Source organism: Austwickia chelonae (assembly GCF_003391095.1).
GTDB classification, from domain to species: Bacteria; Actinomycetota; Actinomycetes; order Actinomycetales; family Dermatophilaceae; genus Austwickia; species Austwickia chelonae_A.
In genome coordinates this window covers 3,438,361-3,459,927 of the sequence record NZ_CP031447.1, presented here as the reverse complement: position 1 = coordinate 3,459,927, position 21,567 = coordinate 3,438,361, and the positions used below count along the sequence as shown (strand labels likewise).

Below are 21,567 nucleotides of genomic sequence, written 5' to 3'. Positions count from 1 at the left end.
CAAGGGGAGTCAGTGCCGCGTCAGGAAACCGACGGCCTCCGGGAAAGCGCCCTTCGATAGAGACATGTCCGCCACTCATGCCGTGCAGAGAATCACCCCGACCGAGGCGCTCGACGACCCCCGGATACGACGCACCCTCGCCGTGCTGGCACCGCTGCTGCTCGCCGCCGCGCTCGTCCCGGTCCGAGCCGACGCCGACACCGCCGTCGTCGTCCTCCTGTTCACTCTGATCGTCGTGGCCTTCGCCGCCACCGGCGACCGTACGGCCGGCCTGCTCAGCGCGCTGTCCGGCGCGGCGTGGATGGACTTCTTCCTCATCCCGCCCTACCTGACCTTCCGTATCGCCCGCACCGACGACCTCCTGCTCGCGCTGCTCCTGGCCGCCGTCGGGCTCGCCGTCACCGAACTGGCCCTCCGCGGCAGGCGACAGGAGTCCGTCGCCGCCCGTCGCGCGGGATATGTCGACGGTGTACTCGAAGTCCTTCGCGTCGACCCCGCCAGCGGATCGGGTGACGACCGCCGGAAAGCGATCTGCCAGGAGATCACCCGAGTGCTCGGCATCGACTCCTGCACCTGCGCGCCCGGGGCGCCACCCGGCGGATGGCCGGTACTCACCGACACCGGACGGCTCGACCACCTCGGCTACCTCAGCGACCCGACCGCCGTCGGCCTCCCCACGACCAGCATCACCGTGATCCCGGTGCGTCGAGGACACGAGGTCGTGGCCCACTTCCGGCTCACCGCCGCCACCAAAGTCGTCCATCCCAGCGACGACCAGCTGAAAGTGGCTTTTCTCCTCGCCGAACAAGCCGCCACCGGTTGAGCCGAGACATCTCGGCGCCGCACCAGAAACCGCCCCGGAACGAGGAGAAACCGTACCCGATGTTCGAAAACCTACTCGCAGCACTCCTGGCCGTCGGCCTGCTGGTCTACCTGATCTACGCGCTGACCCACCCCGAGAAATTCTGATGGACGACACCGCCTCCGCCGTCGCCACCCTCGCTGTCGTGGCGACGGTCCTCGCCACGACCCACCGTCCCCTCGGCGCGCACCTGGCCCGCACCTTCACCACAGAGCGACATCTCCGGCTGGAACAAACCCTCTACCGGATCTGCCGGATCGACCCCGACAGTGAGCAACACTGGCGCACCTACGCCTCCTCGCTCATGACCTTCAGCCTCGTCGGCATCCTCACGCTATGGGCGCTGCTCCTCGTCCAGACCAAGCTGCCACTGGCCGTTGGACGGGCCGGGATGGGTATCGACACCGCGCTGAACACGGCCGTCTCCTTCGTCACCAACACCAACTGGCAGAGCTACAGCGGTGAAGAAGGCGCCACCCACCTGGCCCAGATGCTCGGCCTGACCGTGCAGAACTTCGCCAGCGCCGCCGTCGGACTCGCCGTGGCCGTCGCCCTCACCAGAGGCATCGCCCGGCATGACACCGACCGCATCGGCAACTTCTGGGTCGACCTCACCCGAGGGATCGTCCGGGTGCTGCTGCCGATCGCCGTCGCCGGGGCGCTCCTGCTCGTCCTCGGCGGCGTCATCCAGAATCTCGCCGGACCCGTCGTCGTCGACACCCTCACCGGTGGGCGACAGGCCATCCAGGGAGGACCGGTCGCCTCCCAGGAAGCGATCAAACTGCTCGGCACCAACGGCGGTGGTTTCTTCAACGCCAACTCCGCACACCCCTTCGAGAACCCCACCCCCCTCACGAACGTCCTCGAGATCCTCCTGATCCTGCTCATCCCCTGCGCACTGCCCCGCATGTACTCCCTCATGGTCGGTGATCACCGCCAGGGGTACGCCCTCGTCGGGTTCGTCGGAGCCCTCTTCCTCAGCTCCTGGGCGCTCACACTCCTGGCCGAGAACCGGCTCAGCGGTGTCCTGGGCGGCGCGCTCGAGGGCAAGGAGGCCCGGTTCGGGGTGTCGGGTTCGGTGCTCTTCGCGACCGTGACCACGAGCACGTCCACCGGGGCCGTCAACTCGATGCACGACTCCTACAGCCCCCTGGGCGGTGGCCTGCTGCTCGCGAACATGCTGCTCGGTGAGATCAGCCCCGGTGGGGTCGGCACCGGCCTGTACAGCCTCCTGATCGTCGTCGTCATCGCTGTCTTCGTCGCCGGTCTCATGGTGGGTCGCACTCCCGAACTGCTCGGCAAGAGCATCGGACGGCGGGAGATCACCTGCGCGGCGCTGACCATCCTCATCATGCCGTCCCTGGTGCTCCTGGGCACCGGCGCATCTCTCGCCCTGCCCTTCGCCCGCGACGCCCTGACCGCCCGAGGGCCGCACGGATTGACCGAGATGATGTACGCCTATGCCTCGGCGGCGAACAACAACGGGTCCGCCTTCGCCGGCCTCGGCGCCGATACGCCCTGGTTCAACCTGACTCTCGCCGCCTGTATGCTGCTCGGCCGTTTCCTGCCGATCCTGCTCGTCCTGGCCCTGGCCGGGTCCTTCGCCGGTCAACCGCACCGACCGACCACCGAAGGCACCATGCCGACCCACACCCCCCTGTTCATCGGTCTGCTCGTCGGGATCGCGCTGATCATCGCCGGACTGACCTTCTTCCCCGCCCTCGCCCTGGGCCCGATCGCGGAGGCCTTGCGGTGACCCGTACCGACAGCACACCCGCACTGGCGGTGACGATCCGTACGCAGCTCCCGGCGGCCGTCCGCAAGCTCGACCCCCGGCACGTCGTCCGGTCCCCGGTGATCTTCGTGGTCTGGGTCGGTTCGGTACTCACCACCGTGTTGTCGCTGATCTCCCCGGACGCCTTTTCCCTCGGGATCACCCTGTGGCTGTGGGCGACCGTGCTCTTCGCCAATCTTGCCGAAGCCGTCGCCGAAGGGCGTGGCAAAGCCCAGGCCGCGAGCCTGCGCGCCACGAAAGTCGAGACCACGGCCCGTCGGGTCGGCACCGACGGGCAGGAACAGCTCGTCCCAGGTACCACCTTGACCGTCGGCGACCTCGTCGTCGTCGAAGCCGGTGAGGTGATTCCCGGCGACGGCGACATCGTCGACGGCGTCGCCACCGTCGACGAATCCGCAATCACCGGTGAATCGGCTCCCGTGATCAGGGAATCCGGCGGTGACCGGTCCGCGGTGACCGGGGGTACGACGGTGCTCTCCGACCGGATCGTCGTCCGGATCACCACCCGGCCCGGGGAGAGTTTCATCGACCGGATGATCGCCCTCGTCGAAGGCGCATCCCGGCAGAAGACCCCCAACGAGGTCGCCCTGTCGATCCTGCTGACCACCTTGACGGTCATCTTCCTGCTCGCCGTGGTGGCCATCTCACCGATGGCCGGGTACAGCGGCGCGACCCAACCAGTCCTCATCCTGGTAGCCCTGCTGGTGTGCCTCATCCCCACGACGATCGGTGCCCTGCTCTCCGCGATCGGCATCGCCGGGATGGATCGGCTCGTGCAACGCAATGTGCTCGCCAAATCCGGACGCGCGGTGGAAGCCGCCGGTGACGTGTCGACCCTGCTGCTCGACAAGACCGGCACCATCACCTTCGGCAACCGGCGTGCCTGCGAGATCATCCCGGTCGGGCAGACCGGCCTGGACGAAGCCCACCGCGCCGCTCGTCTGTCCTCGCTGGCCGATCTGACCCCCGAAGGCCGCTCCGTCGTCGAACTGATCGACGGGAACGATGGAGGGCCACTCGCCGAAGGGATGACCGACGGAGCCGTCTTCGTCGAATTCACCGCACAGACCCGCATGTCCGGGATCGACCTGCTTGACGGCACCCTGGTCCGCAAAGGTGCGGGCAGCACCGTCACCTTCTGGGTCCGCGACCGGGGAGGTGAGATTCCCGCCGACCTCGAGGGCGTTGTCGACCGGATCGCGGCGTCCGGGGGAACCCCGCTCGTCGTGGCCGAGCAGGGCCCTGGATCGTCGGCCCGGGTCCTCGCTGTCGTCCACCTGAAGGATGTCGTCAAACCGGGCATGCGGGAACGTTTCGACGAACTGCGACGGATGGGGATCCGCACTGTCATGGTCACCGGCGACAACCGGTTGACCGCCCGGGCCATCGCCGAGGAGGCCGGGGTCGACGACGTCCTCGCCGAAGCCACCCCGGAGGACAAGATGGCGTTGATCCGCCAGGAGCAGGCCGGTGGGCGGCTCGTGGCGATGACCGGTGATGGCACCAATGACGCGCCGGCGCTGGCACAGGCCGACGTCGGCGTGGCCATGAACACCGGCACATCGGCGGCCAAGGAGGCCGGGAACATGGTCGACCTCGACTCGGACCCCACGAAACTCATCGAAGTCGTCGGTATCGGTAAACAACTCCTCATCACCCGGGGTGCCTTGACGACCTTCTCGATCGCCAATGACGTCGCGAAATACTTCGCGATCATCCCGGCGATGTTCATGTCGGTCTTCCCCGGCCTGGCCGCACTCAACGTGATGGGGCTGGCCAGTCCGCGGTCGGCGATGCTCTCCGCCGTCATCTTCAATGCCCTGATCATCGTCGCCCTGATCCCCCTGTCGTTGAAAGGCGTGCCGTACCGGCCGATGTCGGCGGCTGCGCTCCTGCGGCGCAATCTGCTGGTCTTCGGGGTGGGCGGGGTCCTCACTCCTTTCCTCGGGATCAAGGCCATCGACCTGTTCGTCTCCCTCCTGCCCGGAATGGTGTGATCCGACATGCGTGGAATGTCACGACAGTGGGGCGCCGCTCTGCGGATGCTCTTGTGCTGCATGGTTCTTCTAGGAGTGGTCTATCCCTTGGTGATCACCGCCGTCGCGCAGACGGTGGTGCCCGGCCGGGCGAACGGTTCACCGGTCGTCCATGAGGGACGGGTCGCCGGTAGCGCGCTCCTGGGCCAGGACAGCCCTGGCGCCGAATGGTTCCAGCCGCGGCCCTCACACCCCGGGCGTTCCGGGGAGGGTTCAGGAGGGAGCAACCTGTCACCGCTGTCGCCCGAACAACGAGGGGCCGTGCAACGCCGCGCCGACGAACTACGACGGGAGAACCCCGACGCGCCCGGTGGCATCCCCGCAGACGCGCTCACCGCCAGTGCCTCCGGCCTGGACCCGCAGATCAGCCCGGAGTACGCCCGCTGGCAGGTGCCGCGGGTCGCTGCGGCGCGGGGGCTGCCGGTGGCGGCGGTGCAGGGCTTGGTCGATGCCCACGTCGAGGGCCGCTCGCTGGGCTTCCTCGGACAGCCCCGAGTGAACGTTCTAGAACTGAACATCGCTGTAGCGCAGGCTCACCGGCATGCCGGGTGAGAATCGGAAGATGCGACGAGGGACGCTGAGGATCTATCTCGGAGCGGCACCCGGGGTCGGGAAGACCGTGGCCATGCTGGGTGAAGGACACCGCCGCGCCGAACGAGGGGCCGACGTCGTCGTGGGCCTCGTGGAGACCCACGACCGGGCGTACACGGCCCGGATGGCCTCAGGCCTCGAAACGGTGCCCCGGCAGGTGTTGACCCACCGGGGCGTGGAGTTCACCGAACTGGACGTCGACGCCGTGCTCGACAGAGCCCCACAGGTCGCCCTCGTCGACGAACTCGCCCACAGCAATGTGCCCGGATCGACACGCAGACGCCGCTACGAAGACATCGAGGTCCTCCTGACGGCGGGGATCGACGTGGTCTCCACGGTGAACATCCAACACCTGGAGTCGTTGAACGACGCCGTCCACGCGATCACCGGGGTACGCCAACAGGAGACGGTGCCCGACGAGGTGGTCCGTCGGGCCGACCAGATCGAACTGGTCGACATGTCCCCCGAATCCCTGCGTCGGCGCATGGCCCACGGCAATGTGTACAAAGCGGAGAAGGTCGACGCCGCCCTGGCGAGCTACTTCCGTCCAGGAAACCTCGCAGCACTACGCGAACTGGCACTGCTGTGGCTCGCCGACCGGGTCGACGAACGACTGGAGAGCTACCGGGACGATCACGCGATCAGATCGTCCTGGCCCGCCAGAGAACGGGTCGTCGTCGCCGTGACCGCAGGACCCGAAGGGGAATCCGTCCTCCGCCGGGGCGCCCGGATCGCCTCCCGCGGCGCCGGCGGCGAGCTGATCGCCGTGTACGTCCGACGTAGCGACGGCCTGATCGGCTCGGACGCGACGACAGTCACCGCCCGGCACACCCTCACCCAAGAACTCGGCGGACAGTTCCACACCGTCGCCGGTGACGACGTCGGCGAAGCGATCCTGGCTTTCGCCCGGCGGGTGAACGCCAGCCAGATCGTTCTGGGCGCGAGCAGCCGTGGCCGATGGGCCCGCCTGTGGTCCGAAGGAGTCGGTGACCGGGTGGTTGCCGGGTCGGGCGACATCGACGTACACCTGGTCACCCACGCGCAGGCCGCCACCGGAGGCGGTGCGAGCCGACGCCGCCGAGCAGGACTGGGACCGGCCCGAGTACGGATGGGGTGGACCTCCGCGGTGGCCGCCCCTGCACTGCTGACCGCAGCGCTGGTCGCGACCCATGAATATCACCAGCTGCCGTTGGACGTGATGTTGTACCTGGCGGTCGCCGTCGGTGTCGCGCTGCTGGGCGGGCTGGGACCGGCCCTCCTCTGCTCGGTGCTGGGGGCCCTGCTGCTCAACTGGTTCTTCACCCCGCCCGTGCGCACCTTCACCGTGGCCGAACCGGTGAACATGATCCTGCTGGTGGTCTACCTGCTGGTATCGGCGGCCGTGGCCTCGGTCGTGCACCACAGCGCTCGCCGGGCCGCCGAAGCGGCGGCTGCGCAGCGTGAAGCCGCCAGCCTGACCCGGGTCACCCACGCCATATTGTCCTCGACGGAGCCGCTGCCGCTGTTGCTGCAGGAATGTCTGGACATGTTCGGGATGAGGGCCGGTGCGGTGGTGCATTCGCCGACGTCCCGTTCCGGGACCGGGGACGACCGGGTGCGGCTGCTGGCATCGGTGGGCGGATTCACCGTGGGCGACATCGCCGGGGCGACTGTTCATGAACAGGTCGACGACGAGACGACCCTGGTGTTGTCGGGACGGGAACTGTGTGCTGAGGACCAGTCCTTGGTGACGGCATATGCGGCCAACGCGGCCGCAGTACTGACCCGGCAACGGTTACGGGTGGAGGAAGCAGCGGCGATCTCCTTGGCCCAGGACAACCGGGCCCGACAGGCTCTGCTGTCGGCGGTCTCGCACGATCTGCGGACTCCGCTGGCAGCGGTGAAGGCAGCGGTGTCGAGTCTGCGTAGCGACGAGGTCGTCTTCAACGATGAGGACGAAGCGGAGCTGCTGGCGGCGATCGAGGAATCCACGGACCGGCTGGACTCCTTGGTGGGGAACCTGCTTGACCTGTCCCGACTGGAGACAGGGGCGATGCGACCGCACCGGGTCGTCTTCGACGCGGTGGCTGCGGTGCAGGCGACGGTGCAGGAGTCCTCGGCGCCGGAGCGGGTGGCGTTGTGGGAGCAGGGGGAGTGTTTGGCCTATGCCGACCCGGGGCTGTTGGACCGGGTGGTGGCGAACCTGGTGGAGAATGCTCTGCGTCATGCTCCGCGTAGTTCTCAGGTGGTGGTCAACGTGGCTCGGGTCGGGGGGCGTGCCCAGGTGCGGGTGATCGACAGCGGGCCCGGCGTGCCACGGAGCGAACACGATCGGATCTTCCAGCCTTTCCAACGGCAGGGGGATGTCCCGGCGGGGGACGGCGTCGGGCTGGGGCTGGCGGTGGCACGCGGCCTGGCGGAGAGCATGGGATCGATGGTCACCGCCGACGACACTCCTGGAGGCGGTCTCACCATGACCATCGACCTGCCGGGGGAGCCGGTGCGGATGGGGCCGGAACTCGAGGCCGGGCGGTCGGAAGGCGGTTGCTGAGATGACTCGCATCCTCGTCGTCGACGACGAACCGGCCATCGCCCGTACCTTGCGGATCAACCTGCGGGCTCGTGGGTACGAGCCGCAGATCGTGGGGGACGGCCGCAGTGCGATGCGGGCCATCGCGGAGGATCAACCCGATCTGGTGATCCTCGACCTGGGGCTTCCCGACCGGGACGGTGTCGAGGTTCTGGCCTGGTTGCGTCGCCGCAGCAGCATCCCCGTGGTGGTGCTCTCCGCCCGGCACGAATCGGACGACAAGGTGGAGGCGCTCGACCTGGGCGCCGACGACTTCGTCACGAAACCTTTCGGGATGGACGAGCTGATGGCTCGGGTCCGTTCGGCATTGCGTCGGGCTCACGCCGAGACGCTTTCCGGGCAGCCGCCGTTCGTCTGCCAGGATTTCGTCCTGGACTTCACGGAACGTCGTGCGGTCGACCCGGCTGGATCTCCGATCCGGTTGACCCCGACCGAGTGGCGGATCGTGTCCGTTCTCGCCCGGGAGCCGGGGCATCTGGTGACGCAGACCGAACTGCTCGCGGAGGTCTGGGGGCCGACCTACCGGCGGGAATCGAACTATCTGCGGGTCTTCGCGAACCAGCTGCGCCGCAAACTCGAACCGGAGCCGTCGAACCCGGTGCACTTGATCACCGAGCCCGGTCAGGGTTACCGGCTGATGCCCTGAACATCCGATTCACGTCAAGCGCGTAGATACGGGACCTACACTCGGGCTCTGTGAGGAAACTCCTCTTCGTGGTCACGGTGGGTCCGGCGGTCCAGGCCTTCCTGCTCACCTTGGTCACCCACTCTCAGGTTTCGCTGATCCTGCTGGACCTGGCCGGAGGGATCGCCGGAGCATTGCTCGTCCGGAAGCTCTACGACCGGCCCACGATGCGTCCGACCGACCGCGAGGTCGTGTTGACCTTGGCGGGTCTGGCGACGGCTGTGGTCTTTGCTGCGTTCCAAGAAGAACTCGTCCGGTGGCTGCCGACCATCGACTGGGTGACGGTGATCTTGACCGGGATGTTGTGTGCCCGGACCGACGGTCCGAAAGCGCCCAAGGGGCAGGTGGCGGTCGCGTACGGGTCCGGGGCATTGTCGGTCGTCACGGTCGCGGTCGGGTTCTGGGGAAACAGCGAGGTCCTGCTGGCGATGGTGATGGTGGCGCTGTCATCGGTCGTTGCCACCGCGATCGGGTTGCAGGCGCGGAGCACGACCCTACGGGTGGAGGTCGCCCGCCAGTCGGCCTTGGCACGGATGCGCCAGGAGATGGCCGGCGAATTGCACGATGTGGTCGCCCACGAGATCACCGGCATCGTGGTCCTGGCCCAGGCGGCAGCCGCGGGAGCTTCCGAGCAGGATGCGCGGATGTTCGGGGCGATCGAAGCTGCTGGGGCGCGGGCGTTGACCGAGATCCGGGCGATGGTGTCGGCCTTGCGTGAACCTGGTGCTCCGGCGCTGCGACCAAGCACCCAGGGAGCGGCTGAGTTCCATGAGTCGGTGGCGGCTTTCGCAGCGACGACGCAGGCACGGGTGGATGATCGGGTGGATGACGGGTCGGTGATCGGCTGCCCGGCCCCGGTGCTGCTGACCGCCCACCGGGTGGTGGTGGAGTCCTTGACGAATGTGCGTCGACATGCAGCGGATGCGCATTGGGTGGCCGTGGAGGTCTGCCGGATCGCGGGCGAGGAAACCGGGGTCGACGCCGACGTCGGCGACCAGCTGTGGGTCCGGGTCGCCGACTCGGGGGGCACGCCGCCCCAGGACGATGATGAACAGGACGGGGTGCGACCGGCTGGTGCCGGGGAAGGGAATGGGAGCGGCCTGTTGGCTTTGGCCGAACGCTGCCGGGTGTTGGGCGGCCGCTTCGAGGCAGGACCGGACGAGAGTGGAGGGTGGGTTGTCGTCGCTCAGTTGCCGCTGGGCGAGACAGGGTCGGCCGGCGGGCCGATGTCGACAGGTGGTGCGGGGCCGTCCTCGGGGGCGGGGCCCGACGGTGCAGGCCCGGGGTGGTGGCTGAGGCTGTCCGGCCAGGGCAGGAATAACGGGGTGTGATGTGACGATCCGTGTGGTGCTGGCCGACGACCAGGAGATGGTACGTATCGGTTTCGGTTTGATCCTCGACCGGGCTGAGGGCGTCGACGTCGTCGCGCAGTGCGCTGACGGGGTGGAAGCGGTGGAGGCGATCCGCCGGTACCGGCCGGAGGTCGCTCTGCTGGACATCCGGATGCCGCGCCTGGACGGCCTGGAGGTGTGCCGACTGGTGTCGGAGCAGACAGCAGTGGTGATGGTGACCACCTTCGAGGACACCGAGTACGTGGACCGGGCCTTGTCGTACGGTGCGCAGGGATTTCTGCTGAAGGATGCCGGGCCGGAGTTGTTGGTCGCGGCGGTGCGGTCGGCCGCATCGGGGGAGGCTCTGATCTCGCCGAAGCTGCTGGTGCCGCTTTTGGAGCGGACACGGGGAGCCGCGGTGCAGGCTCCGCCGGACGTGGTGCAGTCGGTGGCTTCGCTCAGCGACCGGGAACGCGAGGTGGCCCGCCTGGTGGCCCGCGGGGCGACCAATGCGGAGATCCAGGAGGAACTGGTCATCTCGTTGAGCACGGTGAAGACCCACCTGGGGAGCATCCAGACGAAGCTGGGCGTGCGGAACCGGGTGGAGATCGCGGCCCGCATGTGGGAGTCGGGATCGGTGGTCTGAACTCGGCGGACGAGGCGAGCTGTCCCACACGCCGGGGGATCGGCTGTTCGGCTGATGCGCCCTGAGGAAGATCGTTCCTTCGGCCGGAGCGCCGTAGCGGCGCTTCCGACGACGCTTGAGGACATGACAGCGATGCGTATGTCCGGCCGGGATGCCGCCGGTCCGGTTTCGGGGGGCGAACTGCCTGGGGAAGTGACATCCACGTCGGAGGACATGCCGGGTACCGGTGCCGGTCGGGCTTTGGCCGAACGCTCAGCGCACACCTCACGCATGGGGTGGATGGACGTGCTGCGAGGGGTGGCACTGTGCGGGATCATCTTCGTGAACTGCCGGATACTGATGTGGACCTCCAATGACGACGTCGGGTCCATGCCCGAACCGTTGAAGGAGTTCCTCGCCCTGTGGGTGCAGGAACGGTTCTTCCCCATCTTCTGCTGGCTGTTCGGGCTGGGCTTCGGCCTGATGTGGTTGAGCGCCCGGAATCGGTCGGCCCAGCCTCGCCGGGCTCTTCTTCAGCGCATCGTCGTCCTGGGCGTGCTGGGGCTGGGCCACCAGTTCTTGCAACCGGGTGAGGCGCTGCTCTTCTACTCGATCGCAGCGTTGACCCTTTTGGTTCCCAGCACCTGGCTGCCGCGCTGGCTGGTCCTGGCCGGTGCATCGGTGCTGGTGCCGGCAGGTGCTTATTACGGTGGTATTGCCGCTATTCCTGGCTTCTTCCTACTCGGTTTCACCATGACCCTGTACGGGATCCCGCAGGTGTTGGACCGTCGCCCCTGGATCGGCTGGGTGGTGCTCTTCGTGACCCTGCCGTTCGCGGTGACGATGGCGCGTTGGCAGTTGCTCAACGCCGCCAATGTCGGCTACACGAAGGAGTCCCATGTCGCTGGAGCCTTGATGGCGGTGTGTTACGCGGCTGTGGTGATCGCAGCGATGGGCATTCCGGGGGTGCGGCGCGTGTTGACCGCGGTCTTCGCGCCGCTGGGGCGGATGGCGCTCACGAACTACCTCACGGCGACCTTGTCGATCTTGGCCTTCGTCAACCTGCTCGGCCCCTTGGGGCTTGCGGACAGCGGCTCAGACGTCTGGTACGCCACGATGTGGGCGTGCGCCGCCACCCTCGTGGTGCAGTGGGCATGGAGCACAGCTTGGCTGGCTTGGCGTTCGCAGGGGCCGATGGAAGAGCTTTGGCGGAGGCTGACCTGGGCAGGGATCGCCAGGCACTGAGGCCTGTCGGGGTGGAACTGTCGATCACCGGACCCGTCGACAGTTCCTGTGCAGACAGGTCGCTGGCGTGGCGTGTCTGGACTCGACGGGGTCGGGGCCATCCGGGTGGAGGACCGGGTGGCCCCGACTTTTCAGGGGTTCCCTGTCCACTGCCTGCTGGAACTTGGTTGAGTATCCCTATGAGGCAGTTCACAAGGGACGGTTTGGTCTTCGACGTCAGGGACAGCGCCGGTGATGTGGACGGCATGCTGGGTACGCAGGGCATGCAGGGGGCGGCCAGGACGGCAGTGCTCCTGCATGGTTTTCCGCAGGATTCGCGGGCCTGGACAGGCGTGACTCCGTTGCTGGTCGACGGGGGCTTCCGTGTGTTGGCTCCTGATCTGCGAGGTTATTCGCCGGGGGCGCGGCCGCAGGGACGTTCGGCGTACCGCTTGGAGGTACTGGCCGAGGACGTCCTGGCGCTCCTGGACCAGGCGGGTGTGGATCGGGCGCACGTCGTCGGGCATGACTGGGGTGGGGCGCTGGCCTGGGAGCTGGCGACCCGTCACCCGGGGAGGGTGTCGCGGTTGACCGTGCTGTCCACTCCGCATCCGGCGGCGTTGGCGTGGGCGATGCGGCATTCCACCCAGGCGTTGAAGAGTTGGTACATGGCGGCGGTGCAGGTGCCGGTGTTGCCGGAGCGTCTGCTGGCGGCGCGGGTGCGCCGTCGGGGGTTGTCCGGCTTCGGTCTTCCGGCAGCGCAGGAGGAGGCTTACCGTTCTCGTCTGCTCACCGAGGAGGGGTGGCGGGGCGGTCTGGCCTGGTACCGGGGAAGGTGGGCTCGTCCGGCGCCGGATGTGGCCCCGGTGCTGGGGCCGGTGCGGGTGCCGACGACGTACGTCTGGGGGCGGCGGGACGCCTACCTGGGACGAGCTGCCGCCCATCGGACAGGACAGTACGTGGATGCTCCGTACCGTTTCGTGGAGCTCGATGCCGATCATTGGCTGCCGGAGAAGCATCCGCAGGAGGTGGCTTCGGCGGTCTTGTCCGCCGTGGTCTGAGTCCTGAGGGTCCGCCGTGGGTCGGGGCCTGCGTTGGCGTGCGGGCTCAGCCGTCCTGTTTCCCGGGGCGCTTGCGTTGCCAGCGCCAGCCGGGGAGCCCGATGTCGATGAAGAGGCACTGAATGGGCCCGATGGACAGCACCGCCGCCAGTAGGGCGATCCAGGAAGGTGGATTCGGGACCGTCGTCAGCAGCCAGATCAGGCCGAAGGCCGGTGCCACTCCCCAGAGATAGATCGGGGCGTGATCCGGGGGTTCCGACAGCGGCCACATCTGGCCTCTACGGGCCCGAACGATCAACTGGATCGTGACGAGGGAGTAGGAGACCATCGGTAGGTAGACGATGCCGGGGTAGGGCTTGCCCGTCCGGTGCGACTGCGCCCCGATGTAGGCCAACATCACCGCGGCCACCAGGTACAGCCAGAAAGCAGCTTTGAGGCAGGCCGCTTTGTTCTCATGCTGGTGCTCGCTGAACTCGGAGTACGTCACCGGTCGACCTCCGTCGCGGAATGCCCGCAGCCGCAGACATCGGTCAGGTAGGGATCTGACCTGACCTTTCGATCTCAGGCTATCCCCGTGATCTGCGTGAACCGGTCATCTCGGCGCGAGCGTCACCGTTTCCGGTCGAGGGTCCTCTTGATCGGCAGAGATGCGGCTGATGCCTACCACCCCGGACAGCAGCAGAGAGAGGCCGATGGCTTCAGCGATCAGGTCCATCGGGCCGTAACGCAGCATCTCTCCGTAGACCACGACGCCCAGCAGGACGGCGAAGAGTGGGTCGAGCGCAGCGACGACGGGTTGGCTCTGGGCCAGAGGCGCGGCGCTGTAGGCGACCTGTTGACAGATCATGGCGGTCGCCGCGCAGATGACCAGGCCCCACAGCTGCCAGGAGAGCAGCATCGACAGGGGTCCCTCCACGTCGAAGATGCGGCTGCTGGACTTGATGAACCCGGCCATCGCCACGTACAGCACCGCCACGATGACCGCCAGGGCCCGCGCGCGATGCCGCCCGGTGGAACGACGAGCCACCTCCGCGCAGAAGGCGCAACCGACCAGGGAGATCACGCCGAGGGTGACGCCGGGCGCTGTCCGTCCGATGCCTTCTCCGCCGTGGGAGCCGAAGGACCCCGAGGAGGCCAGGAAGATCACCAGCCCGGCGATCAAGCAGAGGCCCCATGCGATCTCGGTCTTACGGATGCGGATGCGGGAGACCCACCGGCTCAGGATCAAGGCGATCAGCAGGGAGGCGGTCAGCACCGGCTGGACCACGGAGATGTCGCCGTAGCGCAAGGCCAGTACTTGGAGGATGATGCCGCCCACGTCGAAGACCAGGCCGAGAAGCCAGAGCGGGCTGGCGATCATCGTCGCCAGGAGGGGTGGCAGCGCCTGGGCGAAACGGCTCTCCGGGGTGGGGCGCTGGGCGCTGGCGTGTTTGGCCACGGTGGAGCAGGCCGCCGAGGCCGCTGAGGCGAGCGAAAGCAGCAGAACAGTGATCACGGGCGTGCTGAGGTCGACTTGTGGGGTCGGGTCGACAAGGTCGGGCTCGTTTCGGAAGGGTCTCACGGCTCGTGGCATTCCACGGCCGGGAGGACCGGTCGGACATGACGGTCGGGCGGTCGTCAAGGACGGCCGTCCGACCTTTTTCAGTGTAATGAGACCGCTGTATGCCACCTGGAGATGCGGCAGAAACGTTGAGCCCGTATGTATTTCAGGAAAAAGAACTCGCCCCACGCAGGAGTCGGGGGAGGATCTGCGAGGGGCGAGAGCGTGCGGGAAGCCGAGGGTTCGCCATTCTCGGAGGCACTGCGAGGTGGCGGGCTTCCCTGGAAGAAGTACATCGTGAGCTGCTTAAGGCAGCCTGATGCGGCGCTGGACTCTGGCCGTGAGTCGACCTGCCTGAGGGTCGGGGGATGGCCGGGTCAGGTGAGGGCGAGCCTGCGCAGGGCGATGTCGCGCACCGCGCTGTCGGGGTCGCGGGCCAGGAGGTCGAGGGTCTCCTGGTCGGTGTTCGGGTGGTCGGCGACGCGGAGTCGGACGGCGAGTCCGCCGCTGATCGCGAGTTCGGTGAGGCGTTGGGCGGGCGTGGCGGGCCCCAGGGGTACCGCAGGGGCCGACATCAACTCGACAAGGGTCATCAGACCTCTCCTTCCGTGGCATCAGACCTGGCCGGTGAGCTTCACCGTCCTGGTCCTTCCGTGTGCCTGCCCCCTGGCCGGCGCACGATCGGTCGGGCGTACTGGACGCTCGTCCGACAAGGTGACCATAGCCAGTGTCCCTGGATGCCACCGGGTAATTCTGGGAGTTTCTTTGCGCTGTAAGTCTTTTCACATCCCGCGGGGTGTCCGGTTCGGAAGTGTGCGATATACCGCAGGTTCTTTTCGGCCTCGGACGGTCGTACTGGAGAACTCCCGGACAACTTTTTCGACCAGAAGTCGGACGTCCGGTCGGCTCAACCCAACTGGATGAATTCCAAGAGAACGGACTGCTTTCCGTGCGTCGCGACGAAACCGAGTTCCCGGTAGATACGATTGGGCGTCGGATTGGTGACATCGGCGAACAGGTGCGCCCGACCGCCTTCCTCATGGATCATCCGGGCAACCGCAGCGGTGACGGCCCGCCCGTATCCGTGCCCACGATGGACCTCAGGGGTGTACACCCAACCGATCCGTGAGCGCCCCTTGAACTCCGGAGTGGCGAAAGCCATGGCCACCGGGACGCCCCCGGACTCCCAGAGCAGCACCCGCCCGGTGCTGACCATGCCGCCCATGGTGTTCGCCGGGACACCGTGGTCACCGATGTCGCGAAGAAAATCCTGCCCCCACTCGTTCAACCAGGGAAGGTCCTCAAGCGTCGCGCGCCGCGCTCGACCGGCCACATCGTCGGTCGCGGCCACTGGACCAGCAAGCTCGTAGCAAAAATCCTGACGTCCCTCACTAGCCGTACCGCCATGACGCTCGATCCAGACTCGGGCGAAGGCCTGCGTGGCAATGGCAAGTCCGTGCACGCCCTGCAACGGATGATCATGCTCCGCACAGTGGTCGGACAATCGACGGGCGAAGGCCTCCGCAACATCGGCGCGGCGCAGAGCCAGATAAGGCCTACCGGGGTGGGCCAGTATCGCCGCACCCACTGGGACGCCGTCCTCGCAGACCCACCACCACAAGTGCCAGGGCTGGGGAGGGTCCGAGGCGAGTGACCGGTGTGCTGTTGTCACGAGCATCGAACACAGCAACCCCTCCTTGGAGAGGAAATCATCTAAGACAGAAAGAAATTCGGCAGGATTGCTGGTCTCACGGAACTGCAAGGTCATGGAAGCATCCTAGGTACGGGCTGTGCAGCATCTCCGCATATCGGAAACCCAGGGGCAACGCCTCCGGCGGGTGATTCCCCCCCGTCTGTCGGTCGGCTCAGCTGCCGCTGCTGGCTCGGACGACCAGATCCGCAGGCAATACCGGAACCTGCCCGGACGGACGTCCCTCGACCCGCTCCAGCAACCGTCTCGCCGCCGCCTCGCCCAGGCCGTGCCCGGGCAGACTCACACTCGTCAGGGCAGGAGCGCAGACCATCGACGTCGGAAGATCGTCGAACCCGGCCACCGCCAGGTCCTCCGGCACCCGCACCCCGGCCTCGGCCGCGGCAGCCAACACGCCGTAGGCGATCGTGTCATTGGCGACCACCACCGCCGACGCCCCCGCCTCCGACCACCGCGGCAGCGCCTGCCGAACCGCCGCCACCGACGACTCCATCTCCATGTCGACGTGGAAGACCTCGTCCAGGACGCGTATCTTCCGGCGCAGACACGACCGTCGGAACAACTCCTGCCGCAAGGTGAATGTCGCCGAACCCGTGAAGGAGTCCAGATAGGCGACCGTCCGGTGACCTGCCGACCACAGATGGTCGACCAACTGATCGACCCCGGGAGACAGATCGAAATTCACCACGTCCACCGGGTCGCCGGTCACCCCGACGTCGGAGGACCGCACCCCGGGCGCATCCATCAGCACCACCGGATGCGAGAACTGACCCAAGACATCCACCAGGCCACGTTCAGGCGCATAGGTGAGCAGCCCCGCCGGGCGGATCGCCGCCACCCTTCGCAGATCCTCCGCCGAGGGCAATCCCTGACGCTCCGGCACGGCCAACAACAGTCGGTAGCGGCCCACCAGCACGCTTCGGATCCCGGAAATCACCTGACCGAAGAACGGATTCCACAGATCGGGAGCGATCAGGACGATCAGGTCGCTGCGCCCGCTGGCCAGCGAACTCGCCGCATGATCGACCACATAGCCCAGCTCGTCCACGGCGTCCCAGACCTGCTGCGCCTTCTCCGCCGACACCCGGCCTGCCGCTTTGCCGTTCACCACCAAGGAGACGGTCGACACGCTCGTCCCGGCACGCTCCGCCACCATCGCGGCACTGACGCGGCGGGAATGAGGCACCTTTTCAGGTTAGCCCACCACATCAGACAAAACTGTCAAGCGGTTGACCCGTCCCGATCCGGTGGCCCACGATGAGGGCCCGAGCCGACGAGGGAGCCAGGACATGCCGGAGAAGATCATCCTCGACTGCGACCCCGGCCACGACGACGCCATCGCGCTCCTGCTGGCCCACGGCCACCCCGCGATAGACCTCCTCGCCGTCACCACCGTCGCCGGCAACCAGAGCCTGGCGAAGGTCACCCGCAACGCCCTCGCCGTCGCCCGCGTCGCCGGGATCACCGGTGTCCCCTTCGCCGCCGGGGCCGAACGGCCGCTGATGCGAGAGGTCGAACATGCACCGACCATCCACGGCGACACCGGACTGGACGGTCCCGTACTACCCGAACCCGAGATCGTCCTCGACGAACGTCACGCCGCCGACCTGATCATCGACCTGGTCATGGCGCATGACCCGGGCGCCGTGACCCTGGTGCCCACCGGCGCCCTCACCAATATCGCCCTGGCCGCCCGCAAAGAACCTCGCATCGTCCCGCGGGTGAAGAAGGTCGTCCTCATGGGAGGCGGCGTCCACATCGGCAACTGGAGCCCCGTCGCCGAGTACAACATCGTCGTCGACCCCGAAGCCGCTGCGATCGTCTTCACCGCTGGATGGCCAGTCGTCATGGTCGGTCTCGACGTCACCCACCAGGCTTTGGCGACCCCCGACGTCCACGCCCGGATCACCGCCCTCGACACCGGCCCGGCCCGATTCACCGGGGAACTCCTCGACTTCTTCGGCCGCACCTACCGGGACGTCTTCGGCTTCGAGCACCCGCCCGTGCACGACCCGTGCGCCGTCGCCCACGTCATCGCCCCCGACGTCGTGCGAGCCGTCCCGGCACCCGTCGTCGTCGAGACCACCGGTACCCACACCCTCGGGATGACGGTGGTCGACCTACGTGCGCCGGCGCCACCGGGATGTCCGACACAGGTGGCCCTGGAGCTGGACCGGGACCGGTTCTGGCAGCTCGTCGAGCAGGCTTTGGAGCACATCGGTGACCCGGGTTGAGCGGCCCGCCCGGGCCTTCGCCGGACCTCCACCAGGAGCGAAATTCTTCCTCCCACAACGAACCTCGCCCTAGACTGCGCCGAATGCGAGGTGGTCAGATGTCCAAGTCGAAGGCTGTCGAATCGATCGCGTTGGCGCGTGTTCCCCCTGAACAGCGACAACACTGGTCCTCCGTAGCCGCAATCCAAGCCGGCTACCTGGTGTCGGTGTCAGGCCTCATCACCGGCGCACAGCTGGCACTCGGCCTACCACTCACCTACGTGGTGCTCGCCGGTGTCATCGGCTACGCCGTCATCGTCGCCCTGGCCATCCCCCAAGGGATCCAAGGACGGGACCTGGGAGTCCCCTCCGTGGAAGTCGCCACCTCAGCCTTCGGAGAACAAGGCAGCCGATGGATCGTCTCGACGATCCTCGCCGCGTCCACCGTCGGCTGGTTCGCGATCAACGCCCACATCTGCGGGGTCACCTTCGCCGCACTGCTGACCAACCATCTCGGCATCCCCGTGCCGACGACGGCCGCAGTCATCGGCTGGGGCCTGGTCATGCTGTCGACCGCAGTACTGGGCTTCCAAGGCCTGAAGTACCTGAACATGGTCGGCGTCCCCCTGATGATCGGGGTCTGCGCCTACAGCACGTATCTTGCGCTGTCCTCCCACGGATTCGGCCCCCTGCTCAACTACACCCCCACCGGCGGGCGCACCTTGGCCTCCGCCGTCGCCGTGGTCGTCGGTAGTTACGCCGTCGGCGCGGTCACCGCCGCCGACACGAACCGCTATCAGCGCTCCCGCCGACACGTCGCCCTCGCAACGACGGTGGGCATCCTCCCGGCCGGGGTCATGGCCCTGTGCGCCGGGGCCGCGCTCGGCGTCATCGCCAAGACCCCCGATCTCGCCGGGATCTTCGTCAAACTCGGCATCCCCGTCCTCGGCGTCGTCGCCGTCGTCATGTCGACCTGGGCCGCGAACGCCGGGAACGCCTACTCCGCCGGGATCAACGCCGTCAAACTCTTCGGCCTGCCCGACAGCTTCCGCGCCGCCGCCACCATCGGCTGCGGCATCATCGGTATCATCGCAGCCTGCTTCGACGTCCTCGGGCTTTTCCTCGTCATCATGGAGACCTTCGGCGTCGTCGTCACCCCGCTGTGCGGAGTCATGATCGCCGACTACTGGCTGCGCGGCCGTGGATCACCCCAGCAATGGCGCGCCGTCCCCGGATTCCGCATCCCCGGCATGATCGCCTGGGCCGTAGGCGTCGCCATCGGACACTTCGTCACCTTCGGCGTACCGATCCTCTTCGGCATGGTCGCCGCCGCCGCGACCGACCTCGCCCTGGGACGGATCTGGCCAGCCCCGCCCGCCCCCGACACCACAGCCGACGGCGGGGGACGACACCGGCGAGGTGGACAGACCGGCCCCATGCCACGCCGCGAACCGGTCCGAGAACTGGGCCCCGTCGAGATCACCGACCTCATCACCGGAGCCTGCGTCCTGGGCACCGGCGGCGGCGGCTCCCTCGCCGGAGGACTGGAGACCGTCCGCCCCCACCTCGAGAGCGGACGCCCCCTCCGGCTGGCCTCACTGCAAGAGCTACCCGACGACGAATGGATCGCCTGCCCCTACGCCGCCGGTGCGGCTACCGGCGGGAAATCCACCACCCCCACCGGTGATACCAGCGCCTTGGCCTCGTTCATCGCCTTGGAGGACTACCTCGGGCTGCATTTCCACGGGGTGATCTCCACCGAACTCGGAGCGGAGAACACCGCCGACGCCGTCCACGTCGCCGTCGAACTCGGCATCGTCCTGGTCGACGCCGACCCGGCCGGCCGATCGGTGCCCGAACTTCAACACTCGACCTTCTCCATGTACGGCGTACCCATCGCGCCCCTGGCCGTGGCCACAGCCCAAGGCGATGTCGCCCTGCTCAGCAAGGTCGGCGGAGACACCCGGGCCGAAGCCCTCGTCCGGGCGATGGCCGTGGCCAGCGGCGACGAGATCGGCGTGGCTTCTCACCCGATCCGCGGAGCCGACCTGCGTGACGTCGTCATCCCTGGAGCGATCTCCAAAGCGCTCGCGATGGGGGAGGCTCTGCGGATGGCCCGGGCCTCGGGCGCGGATGTCGCAGAAGCGCTCGCCGCCGTGGGCGGGGGCGCGGTGCGTTTCCGCGGACGGGTGATCGACCTGGTCTGGCAGAACCAGGGCGGGTTCACCGTGGGACACGTGGAGTTCGGCGGGGTCGGCTCCTACTCCGGTTCGCGGTACCAGATGTGGTTCAAGAACGAGTACCTGGTTTCTTCCCGGGACGGCATCGTCGATGTCACCGTGCCCGACCTGTTGTGCGTGGTGGAGGCCGACGGCCAACCGGTGACGAACCCGAACTATGCCCCGGACCGGGAGTACGTGGTCTTCGCGCTTCCGGCGCCCGAGCCGTGGAAGACCCCGGCGGGGGTCGAGCTGTTCGGTCCGCGTAGTTTCGGATTCGACATCGACTATGTGCCTTTCGAGAAGGTCGTCTTCGACGAGGAACCCTTCGGGGTTCGTTGACCCTCGGTGACCTTCTCCAGGTCGGGACCGATGGAACCTCCCCTATGGGTTCTTTCTCCGATCAGTACTGGTCGCAGGGCTTCCTCCTTTTTGTCCAGCTGAGAACAAGCCGGTGCCACGGCAGCGACACGCCGACCACCAGCAGGGTGTCCGGCGCTCTCTTTCCGAGACGTCTGCCGTGGCAGGCTGGCGGCTCGACCGCTGGAACGACTCTCGGTCGACGACCTGTGGCCTGTGCCGTCCGACGGCGTACACCACCCGTCCGCCGCGCTTGCGGGGGGTGGCCGACAGGCTTGAGAGCGAGCGGTTTAGCGTTGAGAAGGTTCTGCCGGCTGCGTCTGAACGACGGACGCTGTACGAGGAGGGGATCATGCCGGGGCATATGAATGAACACGCGTTCGAGGGCTTCAACCCCAGAGCCGGCGTTTACAGCATCAGCTGCCGCCGCACGGGGAAGGCGTACGTCGGGTGCACCGACCATCTGGTGGGGGCGCTCGACAGCCACCGAGTGCAGTTGTCGAACAACCTGCATCCCAATCAGGCGATGCAGGCCGACTGGGATACTCATGGCGCGGAGTCCTTCGACTTCGCCGTTCATGACGAGATCCCCCCGGAGGACTGTGGGGACATGCTGTCCGGCGACCTCGAGGAGCTGCGCGACCTGTGGGTCGATCAGCTCGGTTTGGACGAAGGTCGTGCCTACTGATCCTCCGATCTGCTGATCACGTGTTCGAGCCCCGGCTGCGGCCGGGGCTTCGTCATG

General features: G+C 67.5%; 19 protein-coding genes. 14 read left to right on the top strand and 5 right to left on the bottom strand.

Translation table 11 applies throughout. The annotated features are described in order from the left end of the window. Positions 1–64 precede the first annotated feature (64 nt). The 11 genes from DX923_RS15210 to DX923_RS15160 all read left to right on the top strand — a co-directional run bounded on the left by DX923_RS15210 (position 65) and on the right by DX923_RS15160 (position 12,779). Positions 65–823, top strand: a complete 759-nt coding sequence (locus DX923_RS15210; RefSeq protein WP_116115936.1) for a DUF4118 domain-containing protein — start codon at positions 65–67, stop codon at positions 821–823. Continuing rightward, positions 820–969 (top strand): K(+)-transporting ATPase subunit F, encoded by a 150-nt coding sequence (gene kdpF / locus DX923_RS16500; protein WP_205413062.1) that lies wholly within the window; start codon positions 820–822, stop codon positions 967–969. The genes DX923_RS15210 and kdpF overlap by 4 nt, the downstream gene beginning before the upstream one ends. After that, positions 969–2,618, top strand: a complete 1,650-nt coding sequence (kdpA, locus tag DX923_RS15200) for a potassium-transporting ATPase subunit KdpA (RefSeq protein ID WP_116115934.1) — start codon at positions 969–971, stop codon at positions 2,616–2,618. The genes kdpF and kdpA overlap by 1 nt, the downstream gene beginning before the upstream one ends. After that, positions 2,615–4,654 (top strand): potassium-transporting ATPase subunit KdpB, encoded by a 2,040-nt coding sequence (kdpB, locus tag DX923_RS15195; RefSeq protein ID WP_116115933.1) that lies wholly within the window; start codon positions 2,615–2,617, stop codon positions 4,652–4,654. Before kdpA ends, kdpB begins: the two co-directional genes overlap by 4 nt. Before the next feature lie 6 nt (positions 4,655–4,660). Next, the gene (gene kdpC, locus DX923_RS15190; protein WP_116115932.1) at positions 4,661–5,245 is read left to right on the top strand and encodes a potassium-transporting ATPase subunit KdpC; all 585 of its coding nucleotides are present in this window, start codon (positions 4,661–4,663) and stop codon (positions 5,243–5,245) included. Beyond that, the gene (locus DX923_RS15185; RefSeq protein WP_240322661.1) at positions 5,235–7,814 is read left to right on the top strand and encodes a sensor histidine kinase; all 2,580 of its coding nucleotides are present in this window, start codon (positions 5,235–5,237) and stop codon (positions 7,812–7,814) included. Before kdpC ends, DX923_RS15185 begins: the two co-directional genes overlap by 11 nt. Before the next feature lies 1 nt (position 7,815). Then, complete coding sequence (locus tag DX923_RS15180; RefSeq protein WP_116115930.1) at positions 7,816–8,499, top strand: response regulator; 684 nt, start codon at positions 7,816–7,818, stop codon at positions 8,497–8,499. A 50-nt stretch (positions 8,500–8,549) separates the two neighbouring features. Next, entirely contained in the window at positions 8,550–9,869 is a 1,320-nt protein-coding gene (locus DX923_RS15175; protein ID WP_162873058.1) for a sensor histidine kinase, read from the top strand. Position 9,870: 1 nt separating this feature from the next. Next, positions 9,871–10,515, top strand: coding sequence for a response regulator transcription factor (locus DX923_RS15170; RefSeq protein WP_116115928.1), 645 nt, complete (start codon positions 9,871–9,873; stop codon positions 10,513–10,515). A gap of 123 nt (positions 10,516–10,638) precedes the next feature. Continuing rightward, positions 10,639–11,739 (top strand): DUF418 domain-containing protein, encoded by a 1,101-nt coding sequence (locus DX923_RS15165; RefSeq protein WP_162873057.1) that lies wholly within the window; start codon positions 10,639–10,641, stop codon positions 11,737–11,739. A 179-nt stretch (positions 11,740–11,918) separates the two neighbouring features. After that, entirely contained in the window at positions 11,919–12,779 is an 861-nt protein-coding gene (locus tag DX923_RS15160; protein WP_116115926.1) for an alpha/beta fold hydrolase, read from the top strand. Positions 12,780–12,825: 46 nt separating this feature from the next. Here DX923_RS15160 and DX923_RS15155 read toward each other — a convergent pair whose 3' ends face one another. The 5 genes from DX923_RS15155 to DX923_RS15135 all read right to left on the bottom strand — a co-directional run bounded on the left by DX923_RS15155 (position 12,826) and on the right by DX923_RS15135 (position 17,216). Beyond that, positions 12,826–13,266: a hypothetical protein gene (locus tag DX923_RS15155; RefSeq protein WP_116115925.1), complete on the bottom strand. Its 441-nt coding sequence runs from the start codon at positions 13,264–13,266 to the stop codon at positions 12,826–12,828. Positions 13,267–13,371: 105 nt separating this feature from the next. Beyond that, positions 13,372–14,340 carry a DMT family transporter gene (locus tag DX923_RS15150; protein WP_116115924.1) on the bottom strand — a complete coding sequence of 323 codons (969 nt, stop codon included), beginning with the start codon at positions 14,338–14,340 and terminating at the stop codon, positions 13,372–13,374. 356 nt (positions 14,341–14,696) lie between these two features. Then, on the bottom strand, positions 14,697–14,912 hold the full coding sequence (locus DX923_RS15145) for a hypothetical protein (RefSeq protein WP_116115923.1): 216 nt from the start codon (positions 14,910–14,912) through the stop codon (positions 14,697–14,699). A gap of 314 nt (positions 14,913–15,226) precedes the next feature. Then, the gene (locus DX923_RS15140) at positions 15,227–16,087 is read right to left on the bottom strand and encodes a GNAT family N-acetyltransferase (protein ID WP_116115922.1); all 861 of its coding nucleotides are present in this window, start codon (positions 16,085–16,087) and stop codon (positions 15,227–15,229) included. A gap of 97 nt (positions 16,088–16,184) precedes the next feature. Then, positions 16,185–17,216 carry a LacI family DNA-binding transcriptional regulator gene (locus tag DX923_RS15135; protein ID WP_162873056.1) on the bottom strand — a complete coding sequence of 344 codons (1,032 nt, stop codon included), beginning with the start codon at positions 17,214–17,216 and terminating at the stop codon, positions 16,185–16,187. A 103-nt stretch (positions 17,217–17,319) separates the two neighbouring features. Here DX923_RS15135 and DX923_RS15130 point away from each other — a divergent pair, with 103 nt between their 5' ends. The 3 genes from DX923_RS15130 (at position 17,320) to DX923_RS15120 (ending at position 21,510) form a co-directional block, all read left to right on the top strand. Further along, entirely contained in the window at positions 17,320–18,264 is a 945-nt protein-coding gene (locus DX923_RS15130) for a nucleoside hydrolase (RefSeq protein ID WP_116115920.1), read from the top strand. Between the two features lie 98 nt (positions 18,265–18,362). After that, positions 18,363–20,804: a DUF917 family protein gene (locus tag DX923_RS15125; RefSeq protein ID WP_162873055.1), complete on the top strand. Its 2,442-nt coding sequence runs from the start codon at positions 18,363–18,365 to the stop codon at positions 20,802–20,804. A gap of 382 nt (positions 20,805–21,186) precedes the next feature. After that, positions 21,187–21,510, top strand: a complete 324-nt coding sequence (locus tag DX923_RS15120; protein WP_162873054.1) for a GIY-YIG nuclease family protein — start codon at positions 21,187–21,189, stop codon at positions 21,508–21,510. The last annotated feature ends 57 nt before the right edge of the window (positions 21,511–21,567 follow it).

Bases quoted from the DNA above. Each gene is read 5' to 3' on its own strand.
- DX923_RS15140 (WP_116115922.1), bottom strand. From the start codon at position 16,087: ATGACCTTGCAGTTCCGTGAGACCAGCAATCCTGCCGAATTTCTTTCT.
- DX923_RS15120 (WP_162873054.1), top strand. From the start codon at position 21,187: ATGAATGAACACGCGTTCGAGGGCTTCAACCCCAGAGCCGGCGTTTAC.
- kdpA (WP_116115934.1), top strand. From the start codon at position 969: ATGGACGACACCGCCTCCGCCGTCGCCACCCTCGCTGTCGTGGCGACG.
- DX923_RS15145 (WP_116115923.1), bottom strand. From the start codon at position 14,912: ATGACCCTTGTCGAGTTGATGTCGGCCCCTGCGGTACCCCTGGGGCCC.
- DX923_RS15165 (WP_162873057.1), top strand. From the start codon at position 10,639: ATGACAGCGATGCGTATGTCCGGCCGGGATGCCGCCGGTCCGGTTTCG.
- DX923_RS15125 (WP_162873055.1), top strand. From the start codon at position 18,363: ATGTCCAAGTCGAAGGCTGTCGAATCGATCGCGTTGGCGCGTGTTCCC.
- kdpC (WP_116115932.1), top strand. From the start codon at position 4,661: ATGCGTGGAATGTCACGACAGTGGGGCGCCGCTCTGCGGATGCTCTTG.
- DX923_RS15210 (WP_116115936.1), top strand. From the start codon at position 65: ATGTCCGCCACTCATGCCGTGCAGAGAATCACCCCGACCGAGGCGCTC.
- DX923_RS15185 (WP_240322661.1), top strand. From the start codon at position 5,235: ATGCCGGGTGAGAATCGGAAGATGCGACGAGGGACGCTGAGGATCTAT.
- DX923_RS15130 (WP_116115920.1), top strand. From the start codon at position 17,320: ATGCCGGAGAAGATCATCCTCGACTGCGACCCCGGCCACGACGACGCC.
- DX923_RS15160 (WP_116115926.1), top strand. From the start codon at position 11,919: ATGAGGCAGTTCACAAGGGACGGTTTGGTCTTCGACGTCAGGGACAGC.
- DX923_RS15180 (WP_116115930.1), top strand. From the start codon at position 7,816: ATGACTCGCATCCTCGTCGTCGACGACGAACCGGCCATCGCCCGTACC.